This window comes from Halanaerobium saccharolyticum subsp. saccharolyticum DSM 6643, from assembly GCF_000350165.1.
Lineage (GTDB): Bacteria > Bacillota > Halanaerobiia > Halanaerobiales > Halanaerobiaceae > Halanaerobium > Halanaerobium saccharolyticum.
The window spans coordinates 261,578-284,021 of sequence record NZ_CAUI01000021.1; the positions used below are offsets into that span (position 1 = coordinate 261,578).

The window sequence follows — 22,444 nt, forward strand, 5'->3', positions numbered from 1 at the left end:
ACTTAGAAATAATTTCCAAGTGCCCGGTGCCGAAAAAATAATCCTTGACAGATTTAAAATTGAGTGATAAACTACTAAATAACTTAAAAAGAAAATAAAAATCATCAAGAGCGGTGGAGGGACTGGCCCTGTGATACCCGGCAACCTACTTAAAATCTTTAGTAAGGTGCTAATTCCAGCATTCCGGAAAGGAATGATAGATGAGAGGCAATTAAATCCTCTCACGAGGATTTTTTTCATTTCTAACTGCTCTTGATATTTGGAGCAGTTTATTATTTTTAGAGGGTGATTAGTATTGATAAAAATTGATAATTTAACTAAACATTATCATGCAGCTCAAGGCAAAGTAGAAGCAATTAATGGTTTAAATTTAGAAGTTGCTGATGGTGAAATATTTGGAATGATAGGACCAAGTGGAGCAGGCAAAAGCACTTTAATTAGAATGCTTAATCTTTTAGAAAAGCCTACTGCTGGTACTATTAACATTAATGGTACAGATTTAACTGAATTAAGTTCACAAAATTTAAGAGCAGCCAGGCAAAAAATTGGGATGATTTTTCAGCATTTTAATCTTTTATCATCTCGGACAGTTTTGGGTAATGTGGCCTTTCCGTTAGAGATTGCAGGTGTGGGTAAAAAGAAAAGGCAAGAAAAAGCAAAAGAATTAATTGAACTTGTAGGCTTATCAGACAGAACAGATCACTATCCAGCTCAGTTGTCTGGAGGGCAGAAGCAGCGAGTAGGTATTGCAAGAGCGCTGGCTAATAACCCTGATTTATTATTGTCAGATGAGGCAACTTCTTCATTAGATCCAGAAAGTACAAAAGCTGTACTAGAACTTTTAGCTAAAATCAGGGATGAGATGAATTTAACAATTATTTTAATTACTCATGAAATGGGTGTGATCAAAGATATTTGTGATCGAGTTGCTGTTTTAGAAGCTGGAAAGATTATCGAAGAGGGAAAAATAATTGATATTTTCTCCAGCCCCCAGCAGCCTCTGACAAAAAAGTTTATTAGTTCTGTAATTGATTTTGATTTGCCAGAAAGAATTATTAAACATATAAAAAAGAAAAGACCTGGAGAATTGGTTAGGATTTCTTTTGTTGGAGAAACAACTCATGATCCTCACATTTCGGATCTTGTAAAACATTATTCTGTAGATGCCAACATATTATATGGTAATATCGATGAGATCCAGGGCGTACCATTTGGAACTTTAGTTTTAGATTTAGAGGGACAGTTAACAAATGTAGAAGAGAGTATTGCTTATTTAAGAAGTAAGGATTTAAGAGTTGAGGTGTTAGAAGATGTTTGATTTTATTACGGATTTAGCTAGGTATAATGATTTAATGATTAGTGGTCTTTTGGAAACATTATATATGGTTGGGATGTCTTTATTTTTTGCTATAGTTGGTGGAATCCCATTGGGAGTTTTAACCACTATTACCAGGCCAGGACATATACTGCCGAATAAGCCTTTCAATTTTATTTTAGATAGTGTTATTAATATTGGTCGCTCAATTCCATTTATTATTCTAATGGTTGCTGTAATTCCTTTAACCCGAATAATTGTCGGGACTTCTATTGGAACTAATGCGGCAGTAGTTCCACTTTCGTTGGCAGCGATTCCTTTTATGGGTAGAGTTACAGATAATGCTATTTTAGAAATTGATCATGGAGTTGTAGAATCAGCTCAATCAATGGGGGCAAGTCCAATTCAGATTGTATTTAAAGTTTTATTACCAGAATCACTACCGGCAATTATTTTAGGCTTAACTCTTACTGCAATTAGTTTAGTTAGTTACTCAGCTATGGCAGGAGCAATTGGTGGGGGTGGTCTTGGCGATATTGCAATCCGTTATGGGTACCAGCGATTTCAGCTACCTATTATGCTTGAGACGATAGTTGTACTAGTAGTAATGGTCCAGTTGATTCAATTTTTTGGTAATCAAATAGCTTCATTTTTCGATCATAGAGTCTAGTTAGTTAAATAATTACTAGTTTAGAAATTGAATTTAGGGTATTATTGAAAATAATTAATAAATTATTTTGGTATAAATATAGAAAGTATAATTAATTTAATAGAAATTTAACGAGTAGAAGAGGAGAGATAATGATGTTAAAAAAAACAATTTTGATTTTAGTTCTTGTAACCTTTGTATTTGCTGGTGCTGTTCAGGCTGATGATCATGTGCTTAAGATTGGTGCTACACCTGTACCTCATGCAGAAATTTTGGAATTTATTAAAGATGATCTTGCTGCAGAGGGAATCGAGTTAGATATTGTAGAATTCACAGATTATGTGACTCCTAATTTAGCCTTAAATGATGGTAGTATTGATGCTAATTATTTTCAGCATATACCTTATTTAAATCAATTTAATTCTGATCGTGGTTTTGACCTTCAGGCAGTAATTAAAGTTCATATTGAGCCCATAGCTTTATATTCTAATAAATATACAAGTTTAGAAGAAATCCCAGCGGGTTCTTCAATTGCAGTACCAAATGATCCTTCAAATGAGGGAAGAGCTTTACTTTTACTTCATAATAACGGAATTATTACTCTAGATGATCCAACAAATTTAAGTGCTACCCCAATTGATATTGTTGAAAATCCCAAAAATCTTGAATTTGAAGAATTAGAGGCAGCACAGCTACCAAGAGTACTTCCAGATGTTGCTGCAGCAGTAATTAATACTAATTATGCACTTGAAGCTGATTTAAATCCATTAGAAGATGCTTTAATTATTGAGGGTAGTAATTCACCATATGTAAATGTTGTTGCTGTAAAAGCTGAAAATGAAGACAGCGAAAAAATTGAAACACTTGCAAAAATAATTAATTCTAAAAAAGTAGAAGAATTTATTCTTGAAGAGTATGAAGGTGCTGTAGTACCTGCCTTTGAACCTGTTGATAGTGGTGAAGTGGCGGATGTAGAAAAAACTGGCGATTATATTTATTAATTAGAATCAGAAAATAAATAATCTAGAAAAGCGGTCTGCCTTGTTGGAGATCGCTTTTTTTTAATTCATGATAACTTTAATAATCTAATATGGTTGACATAAAAATATTAGATGTCATAATAATAATATAGAGTATCTGTAAAACACTTTATTTTAAAAAGGTTTAAATAAGTTTATCATTATAGAATGAGGTGAAGAATAATGGCTAAAAGCCTGACAACAATTGTAAAAATTGTTCGACTTATGAAAGACTCTGATGTGAAAATATCTAGAAAAGCATTATTTTTAGTCCCACTTGCTTATTTAATTTTCCCTTTTGATTTAGTAGGAGATTTTTTTCCAATTTTAGGACAAATAGATGATATAGCAGTTTTTGTAGTAATGTGGCCGATTCTAAAAAATATTTTGAGTAAATATGATCGTGGAGATCCGGATTTAGAAAAGTCTAAAAAAGATCCAGATGCTATTGATATTGATGATTACACTGTAGAATAAATATAATTGAAGTTAAATCTTAAAATAAAGTTTAACCATATTTATATAAATTTAAGGTTAAAAATAAATTTTCTCGACCATTCGGTTGACAAAATTTATTTTTAATTGTATAATGACTACTGACCGGTTAGTCGAGGGAATAAAAATAACAATTATGGGAGGTTTTTATGGCAGAAGATACAAGAAACAAAATATTGGAATCAGCTGTCGAGCTTTTTTCAAAAAGTAATTACCATGCTGTTTCAATGACAGAAATAGCAAATGGTGCAGATATTAGTAAGGGAACTCTTTACTGGTATTTTGACAGTAAGGAAGAATTGTTTAGAGAAATTGCAGTCAATGGAATGGATTATTTTTATAATCAATTTAAAAGAATTGCTCAGACAGATAAAAATAGTGAAGAAAAAATTAATAATTTAATTCAGTTTGTTTTAAATACATTGGTAAAACATTTAAATATGTTAGATGTTTTCAGAAATAATGTTGAACTGATTAGTAATGATTTTAAAAATAATATTGAAGCTAAACATCAAAAAAACATTGACATTGTAGCTGAAATAATTAAACAGGGGATTGATGAAGGTTTAATTAAAGATGAAAAACCTTGCGATATTTCAACGATGCTTTTATCAGTTTTGTTTACACCACATACAAACGAACTTTTCGAAAAAGCGGAAAACAAAGAAAGTAAAATAAAATTTATATATGATTTCATAATGAATGGAATTAGTAGGAAGGAGCATCATGATGCAGAATAAAACAAAGTTAATCTCTCTTTTTTTAATATTTTTAGTTATCTTTTCCACTTCAACTGTATTGGCTGCAGAAGAATTGAATTTAGAAAAGGCAGTAAAATTATTAATTGAAGAAAATAGAACTTTAAAAAATGCCCGTAAAGATATTGAAACTGCAGAAAAAGATATAGACTTAGCAGTCCGCTCATATTTTCCGACCTTAGATTTGAGGACATCTTATACAAAGTTGGATGAAGGACCTCAGAGTTTTGATTTTGAAAAATTGAGTCCTGTAGAAGGCTCTGATGAGAATTATTCAACCTCAATTTCTTTAACTCAGCCAATCTGGATGGGTGGCAGAGTTTCGATGCAGAAAGAAATTGCCGGTTATGGTCTAGAAATTGCCAGGAGTAAATATGAACAGAGTCTTGAAGATCAGATTTTTTCTTTGGTTCAGGCCTACTATGGAGTTTTACAGGCTCAGGGTATGGTAGAAATAAGGCAAGAAGCTTTAGATATAGTTAATGAGCATCTTAGAGTAGTAAAAAATAATTTGGATGCTGGAATTGCAATTCGTCGTGATCTGCTGCAGAGTCAAATTGAGCAGAGAAATGCAGAAGAAGATCTGACTGCAGCTGAAAATGATTTGAAAATTGCTCAAAGACGTCTGGCTCAGCTTTTAAGTACGAATCAGAAATATTCTTTGACTCAACCAGCAATTAATTTTAATCTTGCTTTAGAACAAGATAAATTATTTCAAACTGCAGTAGAAAATGATCAACAGCTGCTGATTTTAGAGTTAAATAAGGAAATTGTTAAATTAAATCAGAAGCTAGAAGGACAGTATTATCGTCCTAATGTTTCTTTAAATGGATCATATGACTGGCAGGGGGAAGAATTTATGGATGAAAAAAGTTGGTCAATGACTTTAGGAGTAAATGTTCCACTTTATGATGGTGGTAAAGGTAGTATTAATGCTGAAAAACAGGAAAAAGAGTTGGAAAAAATAGCTAATAACAGAAAAGATTTAGTAGAAAATATTGATATAGAAGTAGAAGATTCTATTTTAACTGTCAAAGAGACTGAAGAAGCAATAGAACTGGAACAGCTTTCTTTAGAAAATGCAGAAGAAAATTTGGAAATTGCCAATAAAAGTTATGAGGCTGGGGTAGTAAGTAATACAGAAGTTATTGATGCTCAGGCTACTTATAATCAAGCTAAAACATCATTATTACAGACTGAGTATAAATATGAAATAGAATTATTTAGAACTCTTTATAAAAGTGGTCGTTTAAGAGAAAATTTTGAGGATGTGATAAACAATGAAAAATAAAACTATAATAATAACTTTAATAATTTTGCTTTTAATAAGTACTACTGTGATGGCCCAGGATAGTATAGTTGTTGAAACTACTAAATCAGTGACCGACGATATTAGCATCAATGAACTAATCACAGGTACTTTAACGCCTATTCAGGATGTAAATATTCCTGCTCAGACAGGTGGAGTAGCTGATCAGATTAATGTCGAAATTGGTGATAAAGTTGATCAGGGAACTGATTTAATAAAAATTGATGATGAAGGTCTTTTAATTCAAAAAAGGCAGGCCCAAGCGTCTTTAGATAGTGCTCGGGCTAATTATAATGAGATGAAAAATGGCGCTACAGCAGAAGAATTAGCTAGAGTCAGAGCTTCTTATGAAGATGCTAAAGCTGGTTTAGAAAGCGCTGAAACTAATTTAAAATTAATGGAAGAAATTTATAATAATCGAAGAACTTTAGAACAGCAATTAGTTAATGCAGAACAGCAATTAGAAAATGCAAAGCAAAATTTAAACCAAGCTGAAATCAACTATAATCAAGCAAAAAAAGATTATGAGCGTTCTAAAAATCTATATGCAGATCAGGTGATTTCTGAAAGAGAATTTGATAATTCAGAAAGTTCATTTGAAAATGCTGAGATATCGCTTGAACAGGCTAAAACATCACTAGCAGTGGCCGAGAAAAATTATCAGCTAGCAAAAGAAACTTATAATAATCCAACAGAATTAAAACAGCAGTTGGAAAATGCCCGCAGCCAGGTAAATAGTGCGAGAACAAATTTGAAAGTTGCTGAAGCAAATTTAGAAGAGGCTGAGCGAGGACCAAGGGCAGAAAGACTCCAAGCAGGTTTAGCTTCAGTTAAACAGGCAGAGGCAAGTTTAGCTCAAATTGAAGATCAAATTAGCAAAACAAGTATTATTGCACCTTTTACTGGTTTAGTTAATTTAGTTAATATAGATGAAGGAGAGATGGTTGCTTCTGGACAAACAGTTATTAATTTAATCAAGACTGACCAACTATATGCTGAAATTGATGTTACTGCAGCCACAGCTTCTGCAATTAAAAAAGGTGATCGTGTTGAGGTAAAAGCCGAAACTATGCAGCATTATATTGAGGGAGAAGTTAGTAATATTTCTCCAGCTGCAGATTCTTCCAGTAGAACATTCTTAGTAAAAATTAAAATACCAAATGAAAATCAAAAATTACGGGCTGGGATGTTTGCAGATGTCAAAATAACAAAAGGAGAATCAGGTTCTGCGGTAGTTGTGCCAATTGAGAGTATTGTGAATTTAAATGGTGACAACCCTCACGTTTTTGTTGTAGAAGATGGGAAGGCTGTTAGAAAAAATATACAAATAGGCATTAGTACTGACAGTAGAGTTGAAATCATAGAAGGTTTAAATTCAGACGAAGAGGTAATAATTAGAGGTCAAAGTGGTTTAGAAAATGGACAAGCAGTTGAGGTGAGAAATGGATGAAATTATCTGATTTCTCAATAAAAAGATCAGTAACAACCGCTATGGTTATCTTGATGGTACTTTTGATTGGAACAGTAGCACTTTCGAGATTGAGCCTTGATCTTTATCCAGATATTACTTTTCCTGGAGCGGCAATAATTACAAATTATGAGGGTGTTGGTTCTGAAGAAATAGAAAATCTGATTTCTAAACAGATTGAAAGTTCGGTAGCTACTGTAGAAGGTGTTGAAAGTATTAATTCGACATCTTCAATGGGAACTTCGACTGTAGTTGTAGAGTTTAACTGGGATCGTAATATGGATTTTGCTGTTCAAGATTTAAGAGAACAAGTTGATCTGATCTCAAATGCTGTTTTACCTGAAAATGCTGAAAGTCCAATAATATTTAAATTTGATCCTTCAATGCTGCCGATTATGAATTACGGTGTTTCTGCAGAAGGTTTAGAAATTGATGAATTAAAAAAAGAAGTAGAAGATAAATTAGTTCCCAGATTAGAAAGAATTTCCGGAGTAGCCCAGGTTAATATGCAGGGTGGCCTGGAGAGGGAAATAATTATCGCCCTCAAAAGGGATAAAGTAAATTATTATAATCTTGATTTTGATACAATTACCAATATTGTTCGGGCGGAGAATGTAAATGTTTCTGCTGGTGACGTGCTTCAGGGCGACAAAGAATTTTTAGTTCGAACAGTTGGTAAATTCTCAAATTTAGATGAAATAAGAAATATAAATGTTCCGGTTGGCAATGGGCAAATTAAATTATCTGATGTAGCAGAGGTTAGAGATGGTTTTGCAGACTTATCTACTTTGTCAAGAACCAATGGAGAGCGTAGTCTCGCACTTTCAATTCAAAAGCAGACTGATGCAAACACTGTTGAAGTCGCTAGTTCTGTAAGGCAGGAAATTGAAAGAATTAGAAATGAATATCCTGATTTCAGTTTTGCACTTGCTATGGACCAATCTGAGTTTATAGAAGACTCTATTGCCAGTGTAAGCCAGAATGCAATTCTTGGTGGTCTTCTGGCTGTTATTATACTTTTCTTATTTTTAAGAAATATCAGGAGTACAATAATTATTGCAACAGCAATGCCGATTTCTATTATTGGTACTTTTATTTTAATGTATTTTGCTGATGTTAATTTAAATGTTATTTCTCTTGGTGGACTTGCACTCGGAGTGGGGATGTTGGTTGATAATGCAGTAGTTGTACTGGAAAATATTTATCGTTACCGAAGTATGGGAGAAGGTAAAATAGAAGCTGCTCGCGAAGGAGCCTCTGAAGTTGGGATGGCCATAGCTGCTTCTACAATTACTACCGTGGTTGTATTTTTACCTATAGTTTTTGTGGAAGGAATGGCTGGGCAATTATTTAAAGATTTGGCTTTAACAGTAGCATTTTCTTTAATCGCCTCTTTAATGGTAGCCTTAACTTTAATTCCTATGCTGGCTTCTAAAATCTTAAAAATTAAGCCAAAAGAATTAGAAAGAAACAAAAAAGAGGGTAGAATAAAAAGGATTTATAAAGGAGCATTAAGTAGAGCTCTTAAACATCGCTGGGTATTTGTTGTTTTATTGATAGTTTTATTAGCTGGTAGCTTTGCTTTAGTACCTCAGCTGGGTTTTGAATTTATGCCGAATACAGATCAGGGAGCATTTTCAGTTAGCTATGAGCTTCCAGTTGGAACTGCTTTATCACGCTCAAATGAAGTTTCAACTGAGATAGAATCTGTATTGATGAATATAGAAGAAGTAGAAACAGTAATTGCTACTGTTGGTTCTGGTGGAAGAATGTCTTCAAATACAAGCAGCCATATTGGAAATCTTAATGTACAGCTTGTTGACCTTGCTGAAAGAGATAGATCAACATCAGAAATAATGGAAGAAATTAGACAGAGAATTAATATCCCTGATTTAGATATTTCTGTCGAAGAACAACAGGGAGGTGCTGGTGGTGGCGGAGCTCCAGTTAATATAAAATTACTTGGAGATGATTTAAATATTTTAGCAAAAGAGACTGCAAATGCCGTTGCAGCAATAGAAGATATTGAGGGATTAAGAGAAATTGAAGATAGTTTTTCTGAAGGTCAGCCTGAATATCAAATTAATGTTAATCGTTCTATAGCAAGCCGTTTTGGCTTAAATGTAAGTCAAATTGCTAATACAGTCAGAACAGCAATTAGTGGAAGTACTGTAACAAGATATGAAGTTGCAGGTGATGAATATAATATTAGAGTTCGTCTCGAAGAAAATCAAATAGAGCAGATGTCTCAGGTGCCAGATCTTAATATTCAAACACCATCTGGTCAAATGATTCCTTTAAGTAGAGTAGCAAATTTAGAAATTACTGAAGGGCCAGTAGAAATTTTGCGTCAAGATCAGGAACGTTACTCCGAAATAACTGCTGATATTCATGGAGTAGATCTAGGTACAATAATGGGGCAAATTCAGGAACGGTTAGCTAAAGTTGAGTTGCCTGATGGTTATCGATTTAGTTATGAAGGTGAATTTGCTGATGTGCAGGAGTCATTCAGCAGTCTTGCTATGGCCTTTGGGTTGGCTGTACTTCTAATTTATATGGTGATGGCTTCTCAATTTGAATCATTAGTTCATCCATTTACAATTATGTTTACTATTCCACTAGCTGTAATTGGAGTTATTTTTGGAATGTATCTTACTAATTCTATTGTTTCAGTTGCTTCAATTTTGGGTTTAATAACTCTGGCCGGTATAGTTGTAAATAATGCAATAGTGATGGTTGATTATATTAATCAGCTTCGCAGAAGAGGTTCAGAAAAAATTGAGGCGATTATTACAGCAGGAACAGTTAGATTGCGTCCAATTATGATGACAGCTTTAACAACTATCTTAGGGCTGCTGCCAATAGCATTAGGTATTGGTGAAGGTTCTGAATCAACCCAGCCAATGGGAATTGTAATTGTTAGTGGTTTAACTTTTGCTACATTCTTAACTTTGTTTGTAATTCCTATTTTCTATTCTTTAGTTACTGATTTAAGAACAATTGTAGTATCTAAAGTCAAAGGAATTTCAAAAGAAGAAGCATCAAAGTTAATTTAATTATAAAAATAAAGAAGCTGAGAAGATAATTATTACTTCTCAGCTTCAAAATGTTAAGTATTGTTTTGGGAGGTTTCAAATGAATAATATATATAGTTCAGTAATTAATTTTTTTGATGAAGATAATAAATTTGATTACCAAAAAACAAAAATATTATTTGAAAAAAATTTAGAACGTGGTCAAACAAATTTTTATGTCAGTGATAATAATTTTGACAGCTTTCGTTTAAGTTTTAAGGATAAAAAGGACTATTTAAAAAATATAGTTAGATTAATGCCGTCAAATGCAGAGTTACTAGTTGAACTTAATTATAATTTTTTGAATGAGTATCAAGAAATTATTGGAGCATTTAATAATTGTCAAAAAGATATTGAATTAGTTATCAAGATTCCAGTTGTTAAAGAAAATAATATTAATTACTATTTTGAAGACTATTTGACATATCTCAATTTTTTAAATGATAACAGCAATAAAAGATTTTATCTTAGTTTTAATACTAGATTCTTGAACTTGATGAATAATCAAAAACTAATAGAAAAAACTCTAGAGATTAATAGGTTAAAGGGTTTTATAATTAATCCTACCTATGCTTATGATTTAGATTTTAAAGAATTTACTGTTTTAAAAGAAAAATTTAATGATAGTTTTCAATTTTTAGCTGCTGCTGATGATTTTTATTTACTTAATTTGAACAGTGGAATTAAGACTATAAGTAAATATTTTAATTTATTACCTGATTTTTTCAAAAAAATAAACTTAGAAATTAAAAATAATAATTTAGAAAAAGCAAAAAAATATCAATTGATTTTAAATGACTTCATTACAAAAGTTAAAAATAATGGGGGAGAAATTGCTTTTAAATATTTATTAGCAAAATCTTTTACTTTTGAATTTAATCCGAAAAAGCCTTTATCTAAAGCACAAAAACCAGTATTAGACTCAGAATTCAAAAAAATAAATGAATATTTTGTTGACAAAGTATAATTTTTTATGTTATATTATGAATGACCAGTCAGTCATTAAGTATTTGACTTTAGGTTTGGACCAGGAAAAAGCGTGATCAAATTTCATAAATGATTTGTCTAGTAAGCGACTTGTTACCCCTTGTTGTTCCTGCTGGCAGATCATTTCGGGGGGCACCGGTTTTTTCCTGGTTTATTTTTACTGCTGTTAATCTATCCTGCTTATAAAAATTAAAAGGAGGTGAAAAAACACTTCGAGATTTTTGAATAAGGATAGAATAACATAAATCGAATCTGTAAAATAATAGTCATTAAGTAAAAATAATAAGGAAACAAGGCCACTTATTGTTTTCTTAAATGATGAGTTATTTATCAGATTCACTGGAAGATTGAGAAAAATTGAATAACAAAATTCTAAACAGAAAACAAAAGGAGTGTTAAATTTTATGAAGAAACTTACAATTACAATTGCTTTAATGTTAGTCGTAGCATTAGCTATGCCAGCATTTGGTGCTTCTTTCTCAGACGTACCTTCTGATCACTGGTCATATAATGCTATTAACAAGTTAGTCGCTGCTGGTATCGTTGAAGGATACCCAGATGGTGAATTTAAAGGTGAGCAGTCAATGACTCGTTACGAAATGGCTGTAATGGTTAGCCGCGCTTTAGATAACATTGTTGATGAAATGGGAGCTATGGGCGAAGGTTTAACTACTGGTCAGGCTGAAGACGTAACTGCTATCGTTAAGTCTTTAATGGAAAAGAACACTAACGATGAGCTTTCTGATGCTCAAGCTGAAGAAGTAGCAGATATCGTTGATGCATTAACATTTGAACTAAGATCTGAACTTAAGGTTCTTGGTGCAGAAGTTGATACTCTAGGTAAAGATGTAGACGAATTAGCTGCTAAAGTAGAAGCTATGGAAGTACCAGAAGATAACATTGAATTTGGTATGGATATTGTAACTAAAGCAGAAGTAGCCTACTATGGTGAAGATGAAATGGAAGAAAGGGCAGTACTTGAATTATTACAGGATGGAGACGCTATTGATGAAGACTTCACTGACGATCCAGATCTATTTCCAGCTCAGGAAAGATTCTGGCAGGAATATAACTTTAATATTGCTGGAGAATTAAAGGGTGCAGAATTCAACTTAGCTGTTGATACAATTACTAATCTTTTCATGGACGAAAGAAGTGTATTAGATTATACAGAAAATGATGATAATGCTTTTGAGATGGACACAGCTTTATTAGAAGTATCTTTTGATAATGCTGATCTTAAAATTGGTGATATGCCAGATTACTATCCAGAGACTTACTTCTTAGATGAAGACTTCGAAGGTGTTGAAGTAAATACTACAATGTATAATACTGACTTCAAAGCTTTCGCTGGTGGTAATGATGAAGATAATTTAAATAATTCTAATACTGCTGAAATGGCAGATGAGAAATACTTTGGTTTAACAGCTCATAGAGATACTGAGCTTGGTATACTTTCTGGTAAGATTTATCATGCTAGAAGTGTAGTTGATGGACTGGCTGATACTGCTAAAGATAATGGTAATTCTACTAGAAAAGGTGATGGAACTCCATATGACAACACACTTGTTGCTTTAGGTTTAGAAAATCAGATTACAGAAGCGCTAAACTTAGACGGAGAAATTGTATATGGTCAGTACGAAGACGAAAATGAAAATGATGACAGTGATATGTTTATAAATATTAAAGCTGATTACACTGTAAGTGAAATCTTTAATACTTATGCAATTGTTGAATATGCTGGTGAAGATTTTGTTGCAGCTCGTAATGACTTAGAAGAAGCATTTGGAGATTATACTAAGGCAGAAATTGGTGCAGATTATCAGTTGAATGACAATAACAACATCAATGGTTTTGTAACTTTTGCTGAGGCTGGAGATAACTGGGAAGCTATCAAAGGTGCAGGGAATTCTGATGACAAGATGGTTGTTAATATTGGCTTAGATAATGTTTATGGTCAATATACTAATAGAGCATTTGTTGAATATGCTGATGGTGATGGATTCGAAAAGAATCATGAGTATACATTAGTTGGTTTAGCTACTGACTATGAATATGATGAGACAATGACTATGGGTGCTGCTTTAAACTATAAAACCATAGAAAAAGGGTATGATAATCAGGAAGACTTTAGAGATTATGTTTATCTAACAGGTTATATTGATAAGCAGTTAAAAGAAAATGTTTCTTGGTTAACAGAAGCTATGGTAATCGATGGTACAACAGATTATACTAGAGACGCTGACTATTATAATGCATCAAATAATGAAGTTAGAAGTGGAAGTTCCACAGGCTCTTTATCAGATGCAAATTATATTCCTGATTATGGTACTGGAGATCGTGATGATGTTGATGGTACAGGTTATGCACTTACAACATCTCTATCAGTAAGCTTCTAAATATGATGATTTATAAGCTTAAAACTTAAGTATAAGTTAAAGCCGGGGGATTTCCTCCGGCTTTTCTGTATCCTAAGGGTTTATAGAATATTTAGAATCTATTTTAATTAAATTTTCATTTAAAAGCTTTTATAAATCTTAAGCTGGTGTTATAATAAATACTAGAGAATTGATTAGATTCTAATTATATTTTAACTTGTTTTGGGGTGGGAAAATGAAAAAATTAGCAGTGCTTATAATTATAATAATTTTAATATTTACCAATCAAGTTTTAGCTCAAAAAGAGACTCAGGTGGAGTTAACTGAGATTCAATTTGGTGGAGAAAGCTATTTAGTCGAAAACTATCAGGAGTTTAAAGCTAATTATCAAGATTTGCAGCGTCCTGTTGTAGGTCTTGCACTTTCTGGTGGGGGAGCAAGAGCAATGGTTAATTTTGGTGTAATTAAAGCCCTTGAAGAAGAAGGTATACCGATTGATTTTATGAGTGGTACAAGTATGGGAGCCATCGTAAGTACTCTTTATGGTGGTGGCTTAAATACAGAGCAAATAATTGATGTAGTAACTACTACTTCTTTTGGTCGTTTGATTGACTTAGGTATAGGAGGAAGTGGATCGTTAATTGACACTAAAAAGTTAAATCTTTTTATAGAGGAGATTTCACCAAATAAAAGACTGGAAAATTTTAAGATTCCAGCTGCTTTATTAAGTTTTGAATTAGGAGAGGGAAAAAAATATTTAACAACTCAGGGGCGAATCTCCGAAGTAATTCAGAGTTCCTATTCTATCCCCTTATATTTTCCAGTTGAAAGTAGAGATGATAAATATTTTATGGATGCTGGAATTTTAGAAGCAACGCCTGCTAAAGCAGTTTCAGTTTTAGGTGCTGATTTTGTAATTGCTACTACCTCTTTTCCTGATCAAAAGCTTCAGGAATTTAATAGTGCAAGGGATTCAATTAATAGATTTCTAAATATTTTGCAGGATAATTATTCTCAACAAATAATTAACAATTATGCTGATTTTGTAATTGATATTGATGTTAGTGATTATAATTTTATGGATTTTAATCAGGCAAAAAGCTTGGTAAAGCTTGGTTATGAAAAAACAAAAGCAGAAATTCCTGAATTAAAAAAGAAATTAAAAGATAACAATATTAAACTTGTTAAGCATTCTATAAGAGAAAGAAATAATATCCAAGATACTATTTTTGATCTAAAACATAATCGTTTTATTGTCAAAGGAAACGAAAGAGACATATTTTTAAATTATGGAAGAGATCAATCTTATTTTGCTCAAGATTTAATTATTCCTTTTGCAGATGAATTTCAATTTGGGGTTGAATTTAAGGCAGATAATTTATCCTTAGATATTAAAGGTGATGAATTTTTTGAACAAGGTTATGAAGCTAGATTTGAATACAAAAAAATGACTCCAAAGACTGACTTATTAGTAGCTTATGCTAATGATTATAATTCCAATACAAAAGATGATTACCGCTTTGAAATTGAATATTTTGCTGATGATTTTCAAAATTCATTAGGTTTTGGGAGACAGCAGAATGATAAATATTATCTCTTAGGAACTAAATTTTCTGGTAGTGGAATTTTAGCAGATATTCAAACAGAAAATGATGTCATTTATAATATTGATCAATCAGAAATAGCTGTGTTAACTTCTAATGTAATTAATATAAATTTAGGCGATAAATGGGATTTAGAAAGCAGTATAGTCTTTAATAATACTGGTATTTTAGATTCTCCGATCATTTATAGAGGTCATTCTTTAGATGATAAGGCAGAATTTCAGGCAGCACTTGATTTTAAATACAATTATCGTTTTATTGATCCTCTTTATTTTGCTGGACTTTTTCAAACAACTGATATTGGTAGTTATTTATTTGTTGATTATTATGAAAATGATAAAGATGATGGAGAAACTGCAGGAATTGGATTTAATTCACAGCTTTATTTGCTGGGCTTGAGTCCAATTGAAGTAGATTTATATTTTGCCTATGATTTTGATAGAAAAGATGAAAGAGTGGGCTTAGAATTAGGTTATGAATTTTAGTTAACTTTAGTTGATATTAATATTTAATATGATAAAATTAAGATAAGGTAAAATTTTGTTTTTAAAGTATTTTTTGTTCAAAAAGATTTGACGTAACGCAAAACAAAAATGGAGGGATTAAGTATGAAAAAAACAGTTTTAGTTTTATTTTTAGCAGCCTTTTTAGTTGTTGGTGTTTCTTCAGCTTCTATGGCACAGGTTCCAGGTTACTGGGATATTAAAGGAGCAATTGATTTTGGTGGAGAGATTGATATTGAAGGTTCTGACCAAGATGTTGACAGTGGTTTTACTTTAGTTGGAGAATATAAGGTGCCAAATACAGCTCAGTGGACTTTTGGCGGTGGAGTAAGATATCAATTAGATAGAGAAATAGATAATTCAGCACAAGACTTTAGTTTTGTACCATTTTATGGTTTAGCTCATTATAATATGCAAAATAGCCCTTATTATTTCCTAGGTCACTTAGGCTACAATACATTTGATATTGATGGTTATAGTGATGAATCCGGCGGTATGTATTATGCTGTTGGTGCTGGTATGGATTTAGCAAGCAATATGAGTGCAGAGATTATGTATTCAGTTAATAATGGAGAAGCTGAAAATAGTAGTGGTAATAATCTTGATTTTGAATACGCTAAACTAACAGTATCTCTTGGTTATCAGTTTTAATTAATAATGGTAAAAATAATTAGCTGATTTCCAGCTTAACCTCAAAAATAGTTTGATTCAGCTCAGCTTTTAAGCTGGGCTTTTCTTTCTTTAAAGCAGCTTCTTGTCTTTTTATTTAAATTTTTAAAAAAATATGATACACTTGAAAGAGATGAAAACAACAAAGAAGAGGGGTAAGATGTGGCAGATCGCAGAGAAGAAATAATTCAAGCAGGTATTGAGATTTTTGCAGCTAAAGGTTATTACAATACACATATTGCAGAAATAGTTGAGTCTGTTGGTATTGCTAAGGGTACTTTTTATTTGTATTTTAATAGTAAAAACGATCTTTTTATTTCTTTAATAAGAAGATTTGAAGATATTTTTTTAGAACTTTTTGAGATTGACATTTTGGTTGCAGAAACCGAAGATTTAAAATCATTTTTTAGTAAATTGTTAAAAAAAATTTTTAGTCTCTACAAGGAACACAAAAATCTTTCGATAATCATCTTAAGAGAAGCAGTTGCTGTTAATGAAAAATTTAGAGAAGAATTTAAAGAGATGGATGCAAGGCGTTTTAAAAGAATTAACAATTTGTATCAATTTTTGTTAGATAATGATTATTTAAATCAAGAAATTGATTATGATTATTTTGTTTGTGTTTTTGTAGGAATTATGGAAAGCATAGTAATGCGCAGACTTCTTTTAAGTGAGCAAGAGTTTAACGTAGAAGAAGCTGCAGATAAGGCAAGTCTTTATTTAGAAAATGCAATTAAAAAATAATTTATCATAACCTGGAGGGATTTATAATGAAGCAAAGATTTAATTCATTAGAAGTAATGGAAATGGCTAAGGATATAGAAAAAAGAGGGAAGAAGTTTTATTTAAAACATGCAGAAGCCACAGAAAATAGGGATTTAAGGGAATTATTTAAGCGTCTTGCGGCAGATGAACAGGACCATTATGAGAAGTTTGTCGCTTTAACTGAAGAATTAAAAGCTGAAGGTGAAGAAGCTGATTATCTTTATGAAGAAGATGTAAGTGCTTATTTTAAGTATTTAGTTGAGTTTTCTATTTTTCCAGAAGATGATAGTGAAGAATCTGTTGAAGCTTTAAATGACGTAAAAAAAGCATTGAAATTAGCCATTCAGGCGGAAAAGGATTCAATACTTTTTTATAAAGAAATGTGCGATGAAAATGAAGGTAAAACTTTAGATGCTGTTGAAAAATTAATAGAACAGGAAAAAGAGCATTTAAAAGCATTAAGTAAATATATTCAGGAATATGGCCGCAAGTAATCATTATGTTTATATTGTAGAATGTAGAGATGGAACATTTTACACCGGATATACAACAGACATTGAACGCAGGGTAGAGGAGCATAACTCTGGGACCGGTGCTAAATATACAAGAGGTCGTTATCCCGTTAAATTAAAATATCAGGAATCATTTACTTCTAGAAGTAAAGCTCAAAAAAGAGAATATCAAATAAAACAGCTCCCCCGAAGAAAAAAAGAGGAGCTAATTGATTAAAAATCACCTAAAAAGCGGGGTTCGACTTCAAGTTGGACTCCGCTAATTTTATAGACTTCTTCTTTTATTTTATTGATCAAATTTACTATATCTTCTGCAGTTGCATTACCTTTATTTACAATAAAGCCTGCATGCTTTATTGAAACTTGAGCTCCACCGATTTGAAAGCCCTTTAGCCCTGCATCCTCAATTAAAGGGCCTGTATAATGGCCGGGGGGTCTTTTGAATATGCTGCCAGCACTGGGTAATTCCATTGGCTGTTTACTCCAGCGTTTTTCATGCAGTTCCTCCATTTTGTTCCGAATTGTTTGTTTGTCAGATTTTTTAAGCTGAAGTGTAACATTAACAGCAATCCAGTCGGGGTTTTCTTCTTGTAAAATACTTGTTCTATAATCTAGATTTAGTTCTTTTTTGGTTAATTCAATTAATTTTCCTTGCTGATTAACAAATTGAGCTTTAACTATTACATCTTTCATTTCTCCACCATATGCACCTGCATTCATATAAAGTGCGCCCCCTAAAGAACCCGGGATGCCAGCTGCAAACTCAAATCCACTCAGAGATTTTTGATAGGCGAGATCAGCAATTTCTTTCAACTGAAGTCCACATTCTGCAGTAATTATATTATTTTCAATTTGATAATCATTTAATGCTTCAGTATAAATAATAATACCTCTGTAGCCCTTATCAGAAATAATTAGATTACTTCCTCTGCCTAAAATAAAATAAGGTAGCTTAGACTCTATAATTAAAGGCATCAAGTTTTGTAAAGCGTCTACTTTTTTTGGGACTAAAAACAAATCTGCCGGGCCACCAACTTTAAAACTAGCAAATTCGGCTAAATTTTTATTTTTTTCTACCTCTAGGTAGTTTATTTTTTCCAATTTATTTGTTAAACTGTTTATATCAGAGTATTTTTCCATTTTAGATGCTCCTTAAAGATTAGTTTATTTTTTTCTATTTATATTTTTATACAATCTATTAATATGATATGTTAAAATTAGATAAAAATCAATTTTAGTTATATTTGAATTAAATTTTAAGTTAAATTATCAGGGGTAAAGTGGGGGATAATATAATGAAATATAAAGAAATATCATTAGATGATATCAAAAGTCGACCAGAACAGGTTCGACAGGATTTTTCGGAAGAAAGAATTGATAGTTTAGCAAAATCAATTTCAGAAGTAGGGCAGCTGCAGCCAATTGTTGTCCAAAAAAAAGATGAGCATTATCTATTGGTAGCAGGTGAGAGAAGATTTAGAGCTGTGAAAAAAGAAAGAAAAGATAAAATTGCAGCTGTAATACTGGAGGATGATATTTCACCAGAAAAATTTAGACAAATACAGTTAATCGAAAATTTGCAGCGGCAAGATTTAAACCCCTTGGAAAGAGCTATATCTATAAATAAATTTATAGAAGCAAATAGTTTAAGCAAAAAAGATGCTGCAGAGAAATTAGGAGTTGCAAGAACCACTTTAACTTTATGGTTAAATATTTTAGAAATGAAAGAAAAATATCAAAAAGAGGTTTTAAAAGAAGATTCTCCCATAACTTTGTCTCATTTGAGTCTGGCACATGCTCTATCTTCAAAAACGGGGGATCCAAACAAAGCCAATCAGCTTTTAGATGCAGTAATTAAGCATAATTTAAGTCGTAAGGAATGCCAGGCAGTAATAGATTTATTTTATAAATATCTTCATATACCAATGGAAGAAGCGGTGTCTGCTGTATTATTAAAAAGAGAAAGATTAAAAATGAAAGACTATTGGGATGATGCAAACAAAGTAAAGAATAGAAATCCTGTTCGAAAGTTGTTTCGTTCATTTTCTAATATAAATGATAATTTGGAAGAATTTATGGAGGAAGAAGGAGACATAGCTGAAGATGATAAAGAGGATCTTTTAGATGAATTTTTATACTTATATCAAATCATGGGAATTTTAATTCCAGATTTAAAAAACAAGGATTTAAAATCATTGCTCAAAAACTTAAAAAATAAAGGGAATTAATTATTAAAATTTTGATTGATAGTTAAATTTATTCAAAAAATTAGTCTGACGTCTAACTGCAAAGCAGTGTACAATATGGTGTTTAATATAATTAATATAATTTAGGGGTGTAATTTTGGAAAATATTAATAGAGTGATTTTGATGGTGATGGATAGTGTTGGAATTGGAGAATTACCTGACGCTGCTGATTATGATGATCAAGGTGCTGCAACTTTACAAAATATAGCGGCAGAAATTGGTGGCTTTAATCTTCCCAATTTAGAAAAAATGGGACTTGGAAAAATTGAAGATATTGAGGGGGTAAGTTCTGAATTAGAAGCTGAGGGGGCTTATGCTAAAGCTGCAGAAAAGTCAAAAGGAAAAGATACAACGACTGGACACTGGGAAATTGCTGGATTGATTTCAGAAAATCCTTTTCCTACTTATCCAGAGGGATTTCCAGCTGAGGTAATGGATCAGTTTCATGAGGCTATTGGAAGAGATTCATTAGCAAATAGACCGGCTTCAGGTACAGTTATAATTGAGGAACTTGGTCAAAAACATATGGAAACCGGGAAACCGATTGTTTATACATCTGCTGATAGTGTATTTCAAATTGCTGCCCACGAAGAAATAATTCCAGTGGAAGAAATTTATGATTATTGTAAAAAAGCGAGGGAGATACTTAGGGGTGAACATGCTGTTGCAAGAGTTATTGCCCGGCCTTTTGTAGGGGAAGTTGGGAATTTTGAACGAACTGAAAGAAGAAAAGATTTTTCGCTGACCCCACCAGAGCCTACAGTTCTTAATCATCTTAAAGATGAAGGTTTAGAAGTAAATGCAGTTGGGAAAATAACATATATTTTTAATCATAGTGGAATTACACATTCTGTTGCCACATCTAATAATATGGATGGAGTAGATAAGACTCTTGCTTTTATGGATAGTATGGAAAAAGGATTGGTCTTTTCTAATCTTGTTGATTTTGACCAAAATTATGGTCACCGCCGTAATGTGAAAGGTTATGCGGAAGCACTCAAAAATTTTGATCAACGAATTCCAGAAATTAAAGCAGCAATGAGGGATGATGACCTGCTGATTATTACTGCTGATCACGGCTGTGATCCAACTTATCCGGGAACAGACCATACAAGAGAATATGTACCTATTTTGATTTATGGTGAAAATGTTATTAAAAATTTAAATCTTGGAATCAGAAATAGTTTTAGTGATATAGCAGCTACAATTGCTGAGATTTTTGATTTGGACGTTGAAATTTCAGGAGAAAAAATAGAATTTATTTAAAAAAGGAAATAGTGGCTAAAGCGAGAATATATTAAGTAATAAAGCTTTAAATTAAATGAATAAATTTAAGGAGGGGCAAAATGACAGTAAGAGAATTTGCTGAAAAATATAAGCTGGAAGTTGTTGCTGGAAACAATTTAGATGCTGAAATAAAAGGTGCATATTTTGGTGATGTACCACATGATGTGATGTTGATGGCTGAAGAAAATAATCTTTGGTTAACAGTTTTAGATGACTTAGTAGCTGTAGGGGTGGCACTATTAGCTGATATTTCAGCAGTTGTTCTAGTTGAAGGACGTGATTATGAACACATTGCTGTAAAAAAAGCTTGTAAAAAAAATGTAAACCTGCTTAAATATAAAGGTTCTAAATTTGAGTTAGCAGGTCAATTTTATGAAGAATTAAAGTAGAGTATAAATTTAATTTTTATTTTTAATTATCTGCAGAAATTTTTCTGCGGCTTTAGATAGTGGAATATTTTTCATTTTTACAACTGCCAGCTTTCTTGTTGGCAGTTTTTCATTTGTTTTCACTTCAAAAAGACCCTGGTTTTTGAGTTCAAGAGAATATTCAGGAATTAAGGATATTCCCAGTCCTATTTTAGTCATTTCTATAAGCAGATCAACACTTCCCAGCTCAACTGCTGCTTCAATTTCAATCCCAGCTTTTTTTAAAGTATTTTCAAAAAATTGACGAGTTGTAGTTTTTGATTCCAGCATTAATAAAGGATACTCTGTTAACTTTTTTAAAGTTATTATATCATTTTCTAATTCTTTAAATTCTTTATTTGCAATAAAAATATCATTGAAAGCAAAGATTTCATCAACAGTCATTTTTTTAGTTATTTTAGGGTTAGGTAGATTACTAATAATAAAATCAACTTTGTTTTGAAGCAGAAGCTCAACACAGGTACTTGAGGTTCTATTTGTTATTTTTATTTGTATATTTGGATAAAGTTGATGAAATTTATTTAAGTATGGTAAAAGATAATCTTTAGATATTGTATCATTTGCTCCAATATGAACTTCTCCTTTTTCTAAAGCATTGATTTCTTTAATACTTTTTTCTCCATTTTCAATCAAATTAAAGGCAGCTTCTATATGTTCAAATAGTGTTTTTCCTGCTTCAGTTAGCTGAACATTTTTTGTGCTGCGGATAAATAACTTAATCTGAAGTTCTTCTTCCAGATTTTTAATATTTTGGCTGACTGCAGATTGAGAAATAAATAATTTTTCAGCAGCATTGGAAAAGCTTAAATGTTTTGCAACTTGATAAAAAACCTTATATAATTCATAATTCAAAGCCATTGATTAACTCTCCTTATTAATAGTATTAGTAATATTAATTTTACTACTTAAGTGTATCATTCTATAATTAAATTGTAAATGTTTAATGGTACCTGGTTAAAAAGAAATAAATCACAAAT

Annotated in this window: 20 protein-coding genes and 1 riboswitch; of the genes, 18 read left to right on the forward strand and 2 right to left on the reverse strand. The window is 31.9% G+C overall.

Annotation, left to right across the window (positions count from 1 at the left end; translation table 11 throughout):
- The first annotated feature begins 98 nt into the window (after positions 1 to 98).
- Positions 99 to 207, forward strand: a riboswitch (SAM riboswitch).
- 88 nt (positions 208 to 295) lie between these two features.
- The 15 genes from HSACCH_RS09655 (at position 296) to HSACCH_RS09725 (ending at position 17,722) form a co-directional block, all read left to right on the forward strand.
- Positions 296 to 1,318: a methionine ABC transporter ATP-binding protein gene (locus tag HSACCH_RS09655; RefSeq protein WP_005489491.1), complete on the forward strand. Its 1,023-nt coding sequence runs from the start codon at positions 296 to 298 to the stop codon at positions 1,316 to 1,318.
- The gene (locus tag HSACCH_RS09660) at positions 1,311 to 1,985 is read left to right on the forward strand and encodes a methionine ABC transporter permease (RefSeq protein WP_005489492.1); all 675 of its coding nucleotides are present in this window, start codon (positions 1,311 to 1,313) and stop codon (positions 1,983 to 1,985) included. The genes HSACCH_RS09655 and HSACCH_RS09660 overlap by 8 nt, the downstream gene beginning before the upstream one ends.
- A 134-nt stretch (positions 1,986 to 2,119) precedes the next feature.
- Entirely contained in the window at positions 2,120 to 2,965 is an 846-nt protein-coding gene (locus HSACCH_RS09665) for a MetQ/NlpA family ABC transporter substrate-binding protein (RefSeq protein WP_005489493.1), read from the forward strand.
- Positions 2,966 to 3,166: 201 nt separating this feature from the next.
- Positions 3,167 to 3,460 carry a YkvA family protein gene (locus HSACCH_RS09670; RefSeq protein ID WP_005489499.1) on the forward strand — a complete coding sequence of 98 codons (294 nt, stop codon included), beginning with the start codon at positions 3,167 to 3,169 and terminating at the stop codon, positions 3,458 to 3,460.
- A 167-nt stretch (positions 3,461 to 3,627) separates the two neighbouring features.
- On the forward strand, positions 3,628 to 4,218 hold the full coding sequence (locus HSACCH_RS09675; protein ID WP_005489500.1) for a TetR/AcrR family transcriptional regulator: 591 nt from the start codon (positions 3,628 to 3,630) through the stop codon (positions 4,216 to 4,218).
- Positions 4,208 to 5,527, forward strand: coding sequence for a TolC family protein (locus HSACCH_RS09680; RefSeq protein WP_005489501.1), 1,320 nt, complete (start codon positions 4,208 to 4,210; stop codon positions 5,525 to 5,527). Before HSACCH_RS09675 ends, HSACCH_RS09680 begins: the two co-directional genes overlap by 11 nt.
- Positions 5,517 to 6,995, forward strand: a complete 1,479-nt coding sequence (locus HSACCH_RS09685; RefSeq protein WP_005489502.1) for an efflux RND transporter periplasmic adaptor subunit — start codon at positions 5,517 to 5,519, stop codon at positions 6,993 to 6,995. The genes HSACCH_RS09680 and HSACCH_RS09685 overlap by 11 nt, the downstream gene beginning before the upstream one ends.
- Positions 6,992 to 10,069 carry an efflux RND transporter permease subunit gene (locus HSACCH_RS09690; RefSeq protein WP_005489503.1) on the forward strand — a complete coding sequence of 1,026 codons (3,078 nt, stop codon included), beginning with the start codon at positions 6,992 to 6,994 and terminating at the stop codon, positions 10,067 to 10,069. The genes HSACCH_RS09685 and HSACCH_RS09690 overlap by 4 nt, the downstream gene beginning before the upstream one ends.
- Before the next feature lie 79 nt (positions 10,070 to 10,148).
- Positions 10,149 to 11,054 carry a beta/alpha barrel domain-containing protein gene (locus HSACCH_RS09695; RefSeq protein WP_005489504.1) on the forward strand — a complete coding sequence of 302 codons (906 nt, stop codon included), beginning with the start codon at positions 10,149 to 10,151 and terminating at the stop codon, positions 11,052 to 11,054.
- Positions 11,055 to 11,478: 424 nt separating this feature from the next.
- Positions 11,479 to 13,473, forward strand: a complete 1,995-nt coding sequence (locus HSACCH_RS09700) for an S-layer homology domain-containing protein (protein WP_005489505.1) — start codon at positions 11,479 to 11,481, stop codon at positions 13,471 to 13,473.
- 214 nt (positions 13,474 to 13,687) lie between these two features.
- On the forward strand, positions 13,688 to 15,541 hold the full coding sequence (locus HSACCH_RS09705; RefSeq protein ID WP_005489507.1) for a patatin-like phospholipase family protein: 1,854 nt from the start codon (positions 13,688 to 13,690) through the stop codon (positions 15,539 to 15,541).
- A gap of 123 nt (positions 15,542 to 15,664) precedes the next feature.
- Positions 15,665 to 16,210, forward strand: a complete 546-nt coding sequence (locus tag HSACCH_RS09710; protein ID WP_005489508.1) for an outer membrane beta-barrel protein — start codon at positions 15,665 to 15,667, stop codon at positions 16,208 to 16,210.
- Positions 16,211 to 16,390: 180 nt separating this feature from the next.
- Positions 16,391 to 16,972, forward strand: a complete 582-nt coding sequence (locus HSACCH_RS09715) for a TetR/AcrR family transcriptional regulator (protein WP_005489509.1) — start codon at positions 16,391 to 16,393, stop codon at positions 16,970 to 16,972.
- A gap of 26 nt (positions 16,973 to 16,998) precedes the next feature.
- Positions 16,999 to 17,487, forward strand: coding sequence for a ferritin family protein (locus HSACCH_RS09720; protein WP_005489510.1), 489 nt, complete (start codon positions 16,999 to 17,001; stop codon positions 17,485 to 17,487).
- Entirely contained in the window at positions 17,474 to 17,722 is a 249-nt protein-coding gene (locus HSACCH_RS09725; RefSeq protein ID WP_005489511.1) for a GIY-YIG nuclease family protein, read from the forward strand. Before HSACCH_RS09720 ends, HSACCH_RS09725 begins: the two co-directional genes overlap by 14 nt.
- Here the strand turns inward: HSACCH_RS09725 and murB are convergent.
- Positions 17,719 to 18,645 (reverse strand): UDP-N-acetylmuramate dehydrogenase, encoded by a 927-nt coding sequence (gene murB, locus HSACCH_RS09730; protein WP_005489513.1) that lies wholly within the window; start codon positions 18,643 to 18,645, stop codon positions 17,719 to 17,721. The two genes, HSACCH_RS09725 and murB, sit on opposite strands and share 4 nt — an antisense overlap.
- 155 nt (positions 18,646 to 18,800) lie before the next feature.
- On the opposite strand from murB, the gene HSACCH_RS09735 reads away from it, so the two are divergent.
- From HSACCH_RS09735 to HSACCH_RS09745, 3 genes are all read left to right on the forward strand, one after another.
- Entirely contained in the window at positions 18,801 to 19,733 is a 933-nt protein-coding gene (locus HSACCH_RS09735; RefSeq protein ID WP_005489514.1) for a ParB/RepB/Spo0J family partition protein, read from the forward strand.
- A 115-nt stretch (positions 19,734 to 19,848) separates the two neighbouring features.
- Positions 19,849 to 21,018, forward strand: a complete 1,170-nt coding sequence (locus HSACCH_RS09740) for a phosphopentomutase (protein WP_005489516.1) — start codon at positions 19,849 to 19,851, stop codon at positions 21,016 to 21,018.
- Between the two features lie 80 nt (positions 21,019 to 21,098).
- Entirely contained in the window at positions 21,099 to 21,428 is a 330-nt protein-coding gene (locus HSACCH_RS09745; protein WP_005489519.1) for a hypothetical protein, read from the forward strand.
- A 9-nt stretch (positions 21,429 to 21,437) separates the two neighbouring features.
- Here the strand turns inward: HSACCH_RS09745 and HSACCH_RS09750 are convergent, their stop codons facing one another.
- A complete protein-coding gene (locus HSACCH_RS09750; protein ID WP_005489520.1) occupies positions 21,438 to 22,325 on the reverse strand; it encodes a LysR family transcriptional regulator in 888 nt (295 codons plus the stop codon).
- Positions 22,326 to 22,444 lie beyond the last annotated feature (119 nt).

Excerpts from the sequence above, each read along its gene's own strand:
- HSACCH_RS09660 (WP_005489492.1), top strand. The coding sequence starts at position 1,311 with ATGTTTGATTTTATTACGGATTTAGCTAGGTATAATGATTTAATGATT.
- HSACCH_RS09665 (WP_005489493.1), top strand. The coding sequence starts at position 2,120 with ATGTTAAAAAAAACAATTTTGATTTTAGTTCTTGTAACCTTTGTATTT.
- HSACCH_RS09670 (WP_005489499.1), top strand. The coding sequence starts at position 3,167 with ATGGCTAAAAGCCTGACAACAATTGTAAAAATTGTTCGACTTATGAAA.
- HSACCH_RS09675 (WP_005489500.1), top strand. The coding sequence starts at position 3,628 with ATGGCAGAAGATACAAGAAACAAAATATTGGAATCAGCTGTCGAGCTT.
- HSACCH_RS09680 (WP_005489501.1), top strand. The coding sequence starts at position 4,208 with ATGCAGAATAAAACAAAGTTAATCTCTCTTTTTTTAATATTTTTAGTT.
- HSACCH_RS09685 (WP_005489502.1), top strand. The coding sequence starts at position 5,517 with ATGAAAAATAAAACTATAATAATAACTTTAATAATTTTGCTTTTAATA.
- HSACCH_RS09690 (WP_005489503.1), top strand. The coding sequence starts at position 6,992 with ATGAAATTATCTGATTTCTCAATAAAAAGATCAGTAACAACCGCTATG.
- HSACCH_RS09695 (WP_005489504.1), top strand. The coding sequence starts at position 10,149 with ATGAATAATATATATAGTTCAGTAATTAATTTTTTTGATGAAGATAAT.
- HSACCH_RS09700 (WP_005489505.1), top strand. The coding sequence starts at position 11,479 with ATGAAGAAACTTACAATTACAATTGCTTTAATGTTAGTCGTAGCATTA.
- HSACCH_RS09705 (WP_005489507.1), top strand. The coding sequence starts at position 13,688 with ATGAAAAAATTAGCAGTGCTTATAATTATAATAATTTTAATATTTACC.
- HSACCH_RS09710 (WP_005489508.1), top strand. The coding sequence starts at position 15,665 with ATGAAAAAAACAGTTTTAGTTTTATTTTTAGCAGCCTTTTTAGTTGTT.
- HSACCH_RS09720 (WP_005489510.1), top strand. The coding sequence starts at position 16,999 with ATGAAGCAAAGATTTAATTCATTAGAAGTAATGGAAATGGCTAAGGAT.
- HSACCH_RS09725 (WP_005489511.1), top strand. The coding sequence starts at position 17,474 with ATGGCCGCAAGTAATCATTATGTTTATATTGTAGAATGTAGAGATGGA.
- murB (WP_005489513.1), bottom strand. The coding sequence starts at position 18,645 with ATGGAAAAATACTCTGATATAAACAGTTTAACAAATAAATTGGAAAAA.
- HSACCH_RS09735 (WP_005489514.1), top strand. The coding sequence starts at position 18,801 with ATGAAATATAAAGAAATATCATTAGATGATATCAAAAGTCGACCAGAA.
- HSACCH_RS09745 (WP_005489519.1), top strand. The coding sequence starts at position 21,099 with ATGACAGTAAGAGAATTTGCTGAAAAATATAAGCTGGAAGTTGTTGCT.
- HSACCH_RS09750 (WP_005489520.1), bottom strand. The coding sequence starts at position 22,325 with ATGGCTTTGAATTATGAATTATATAAGGTTTTTTATCAAGTTGCAAAA.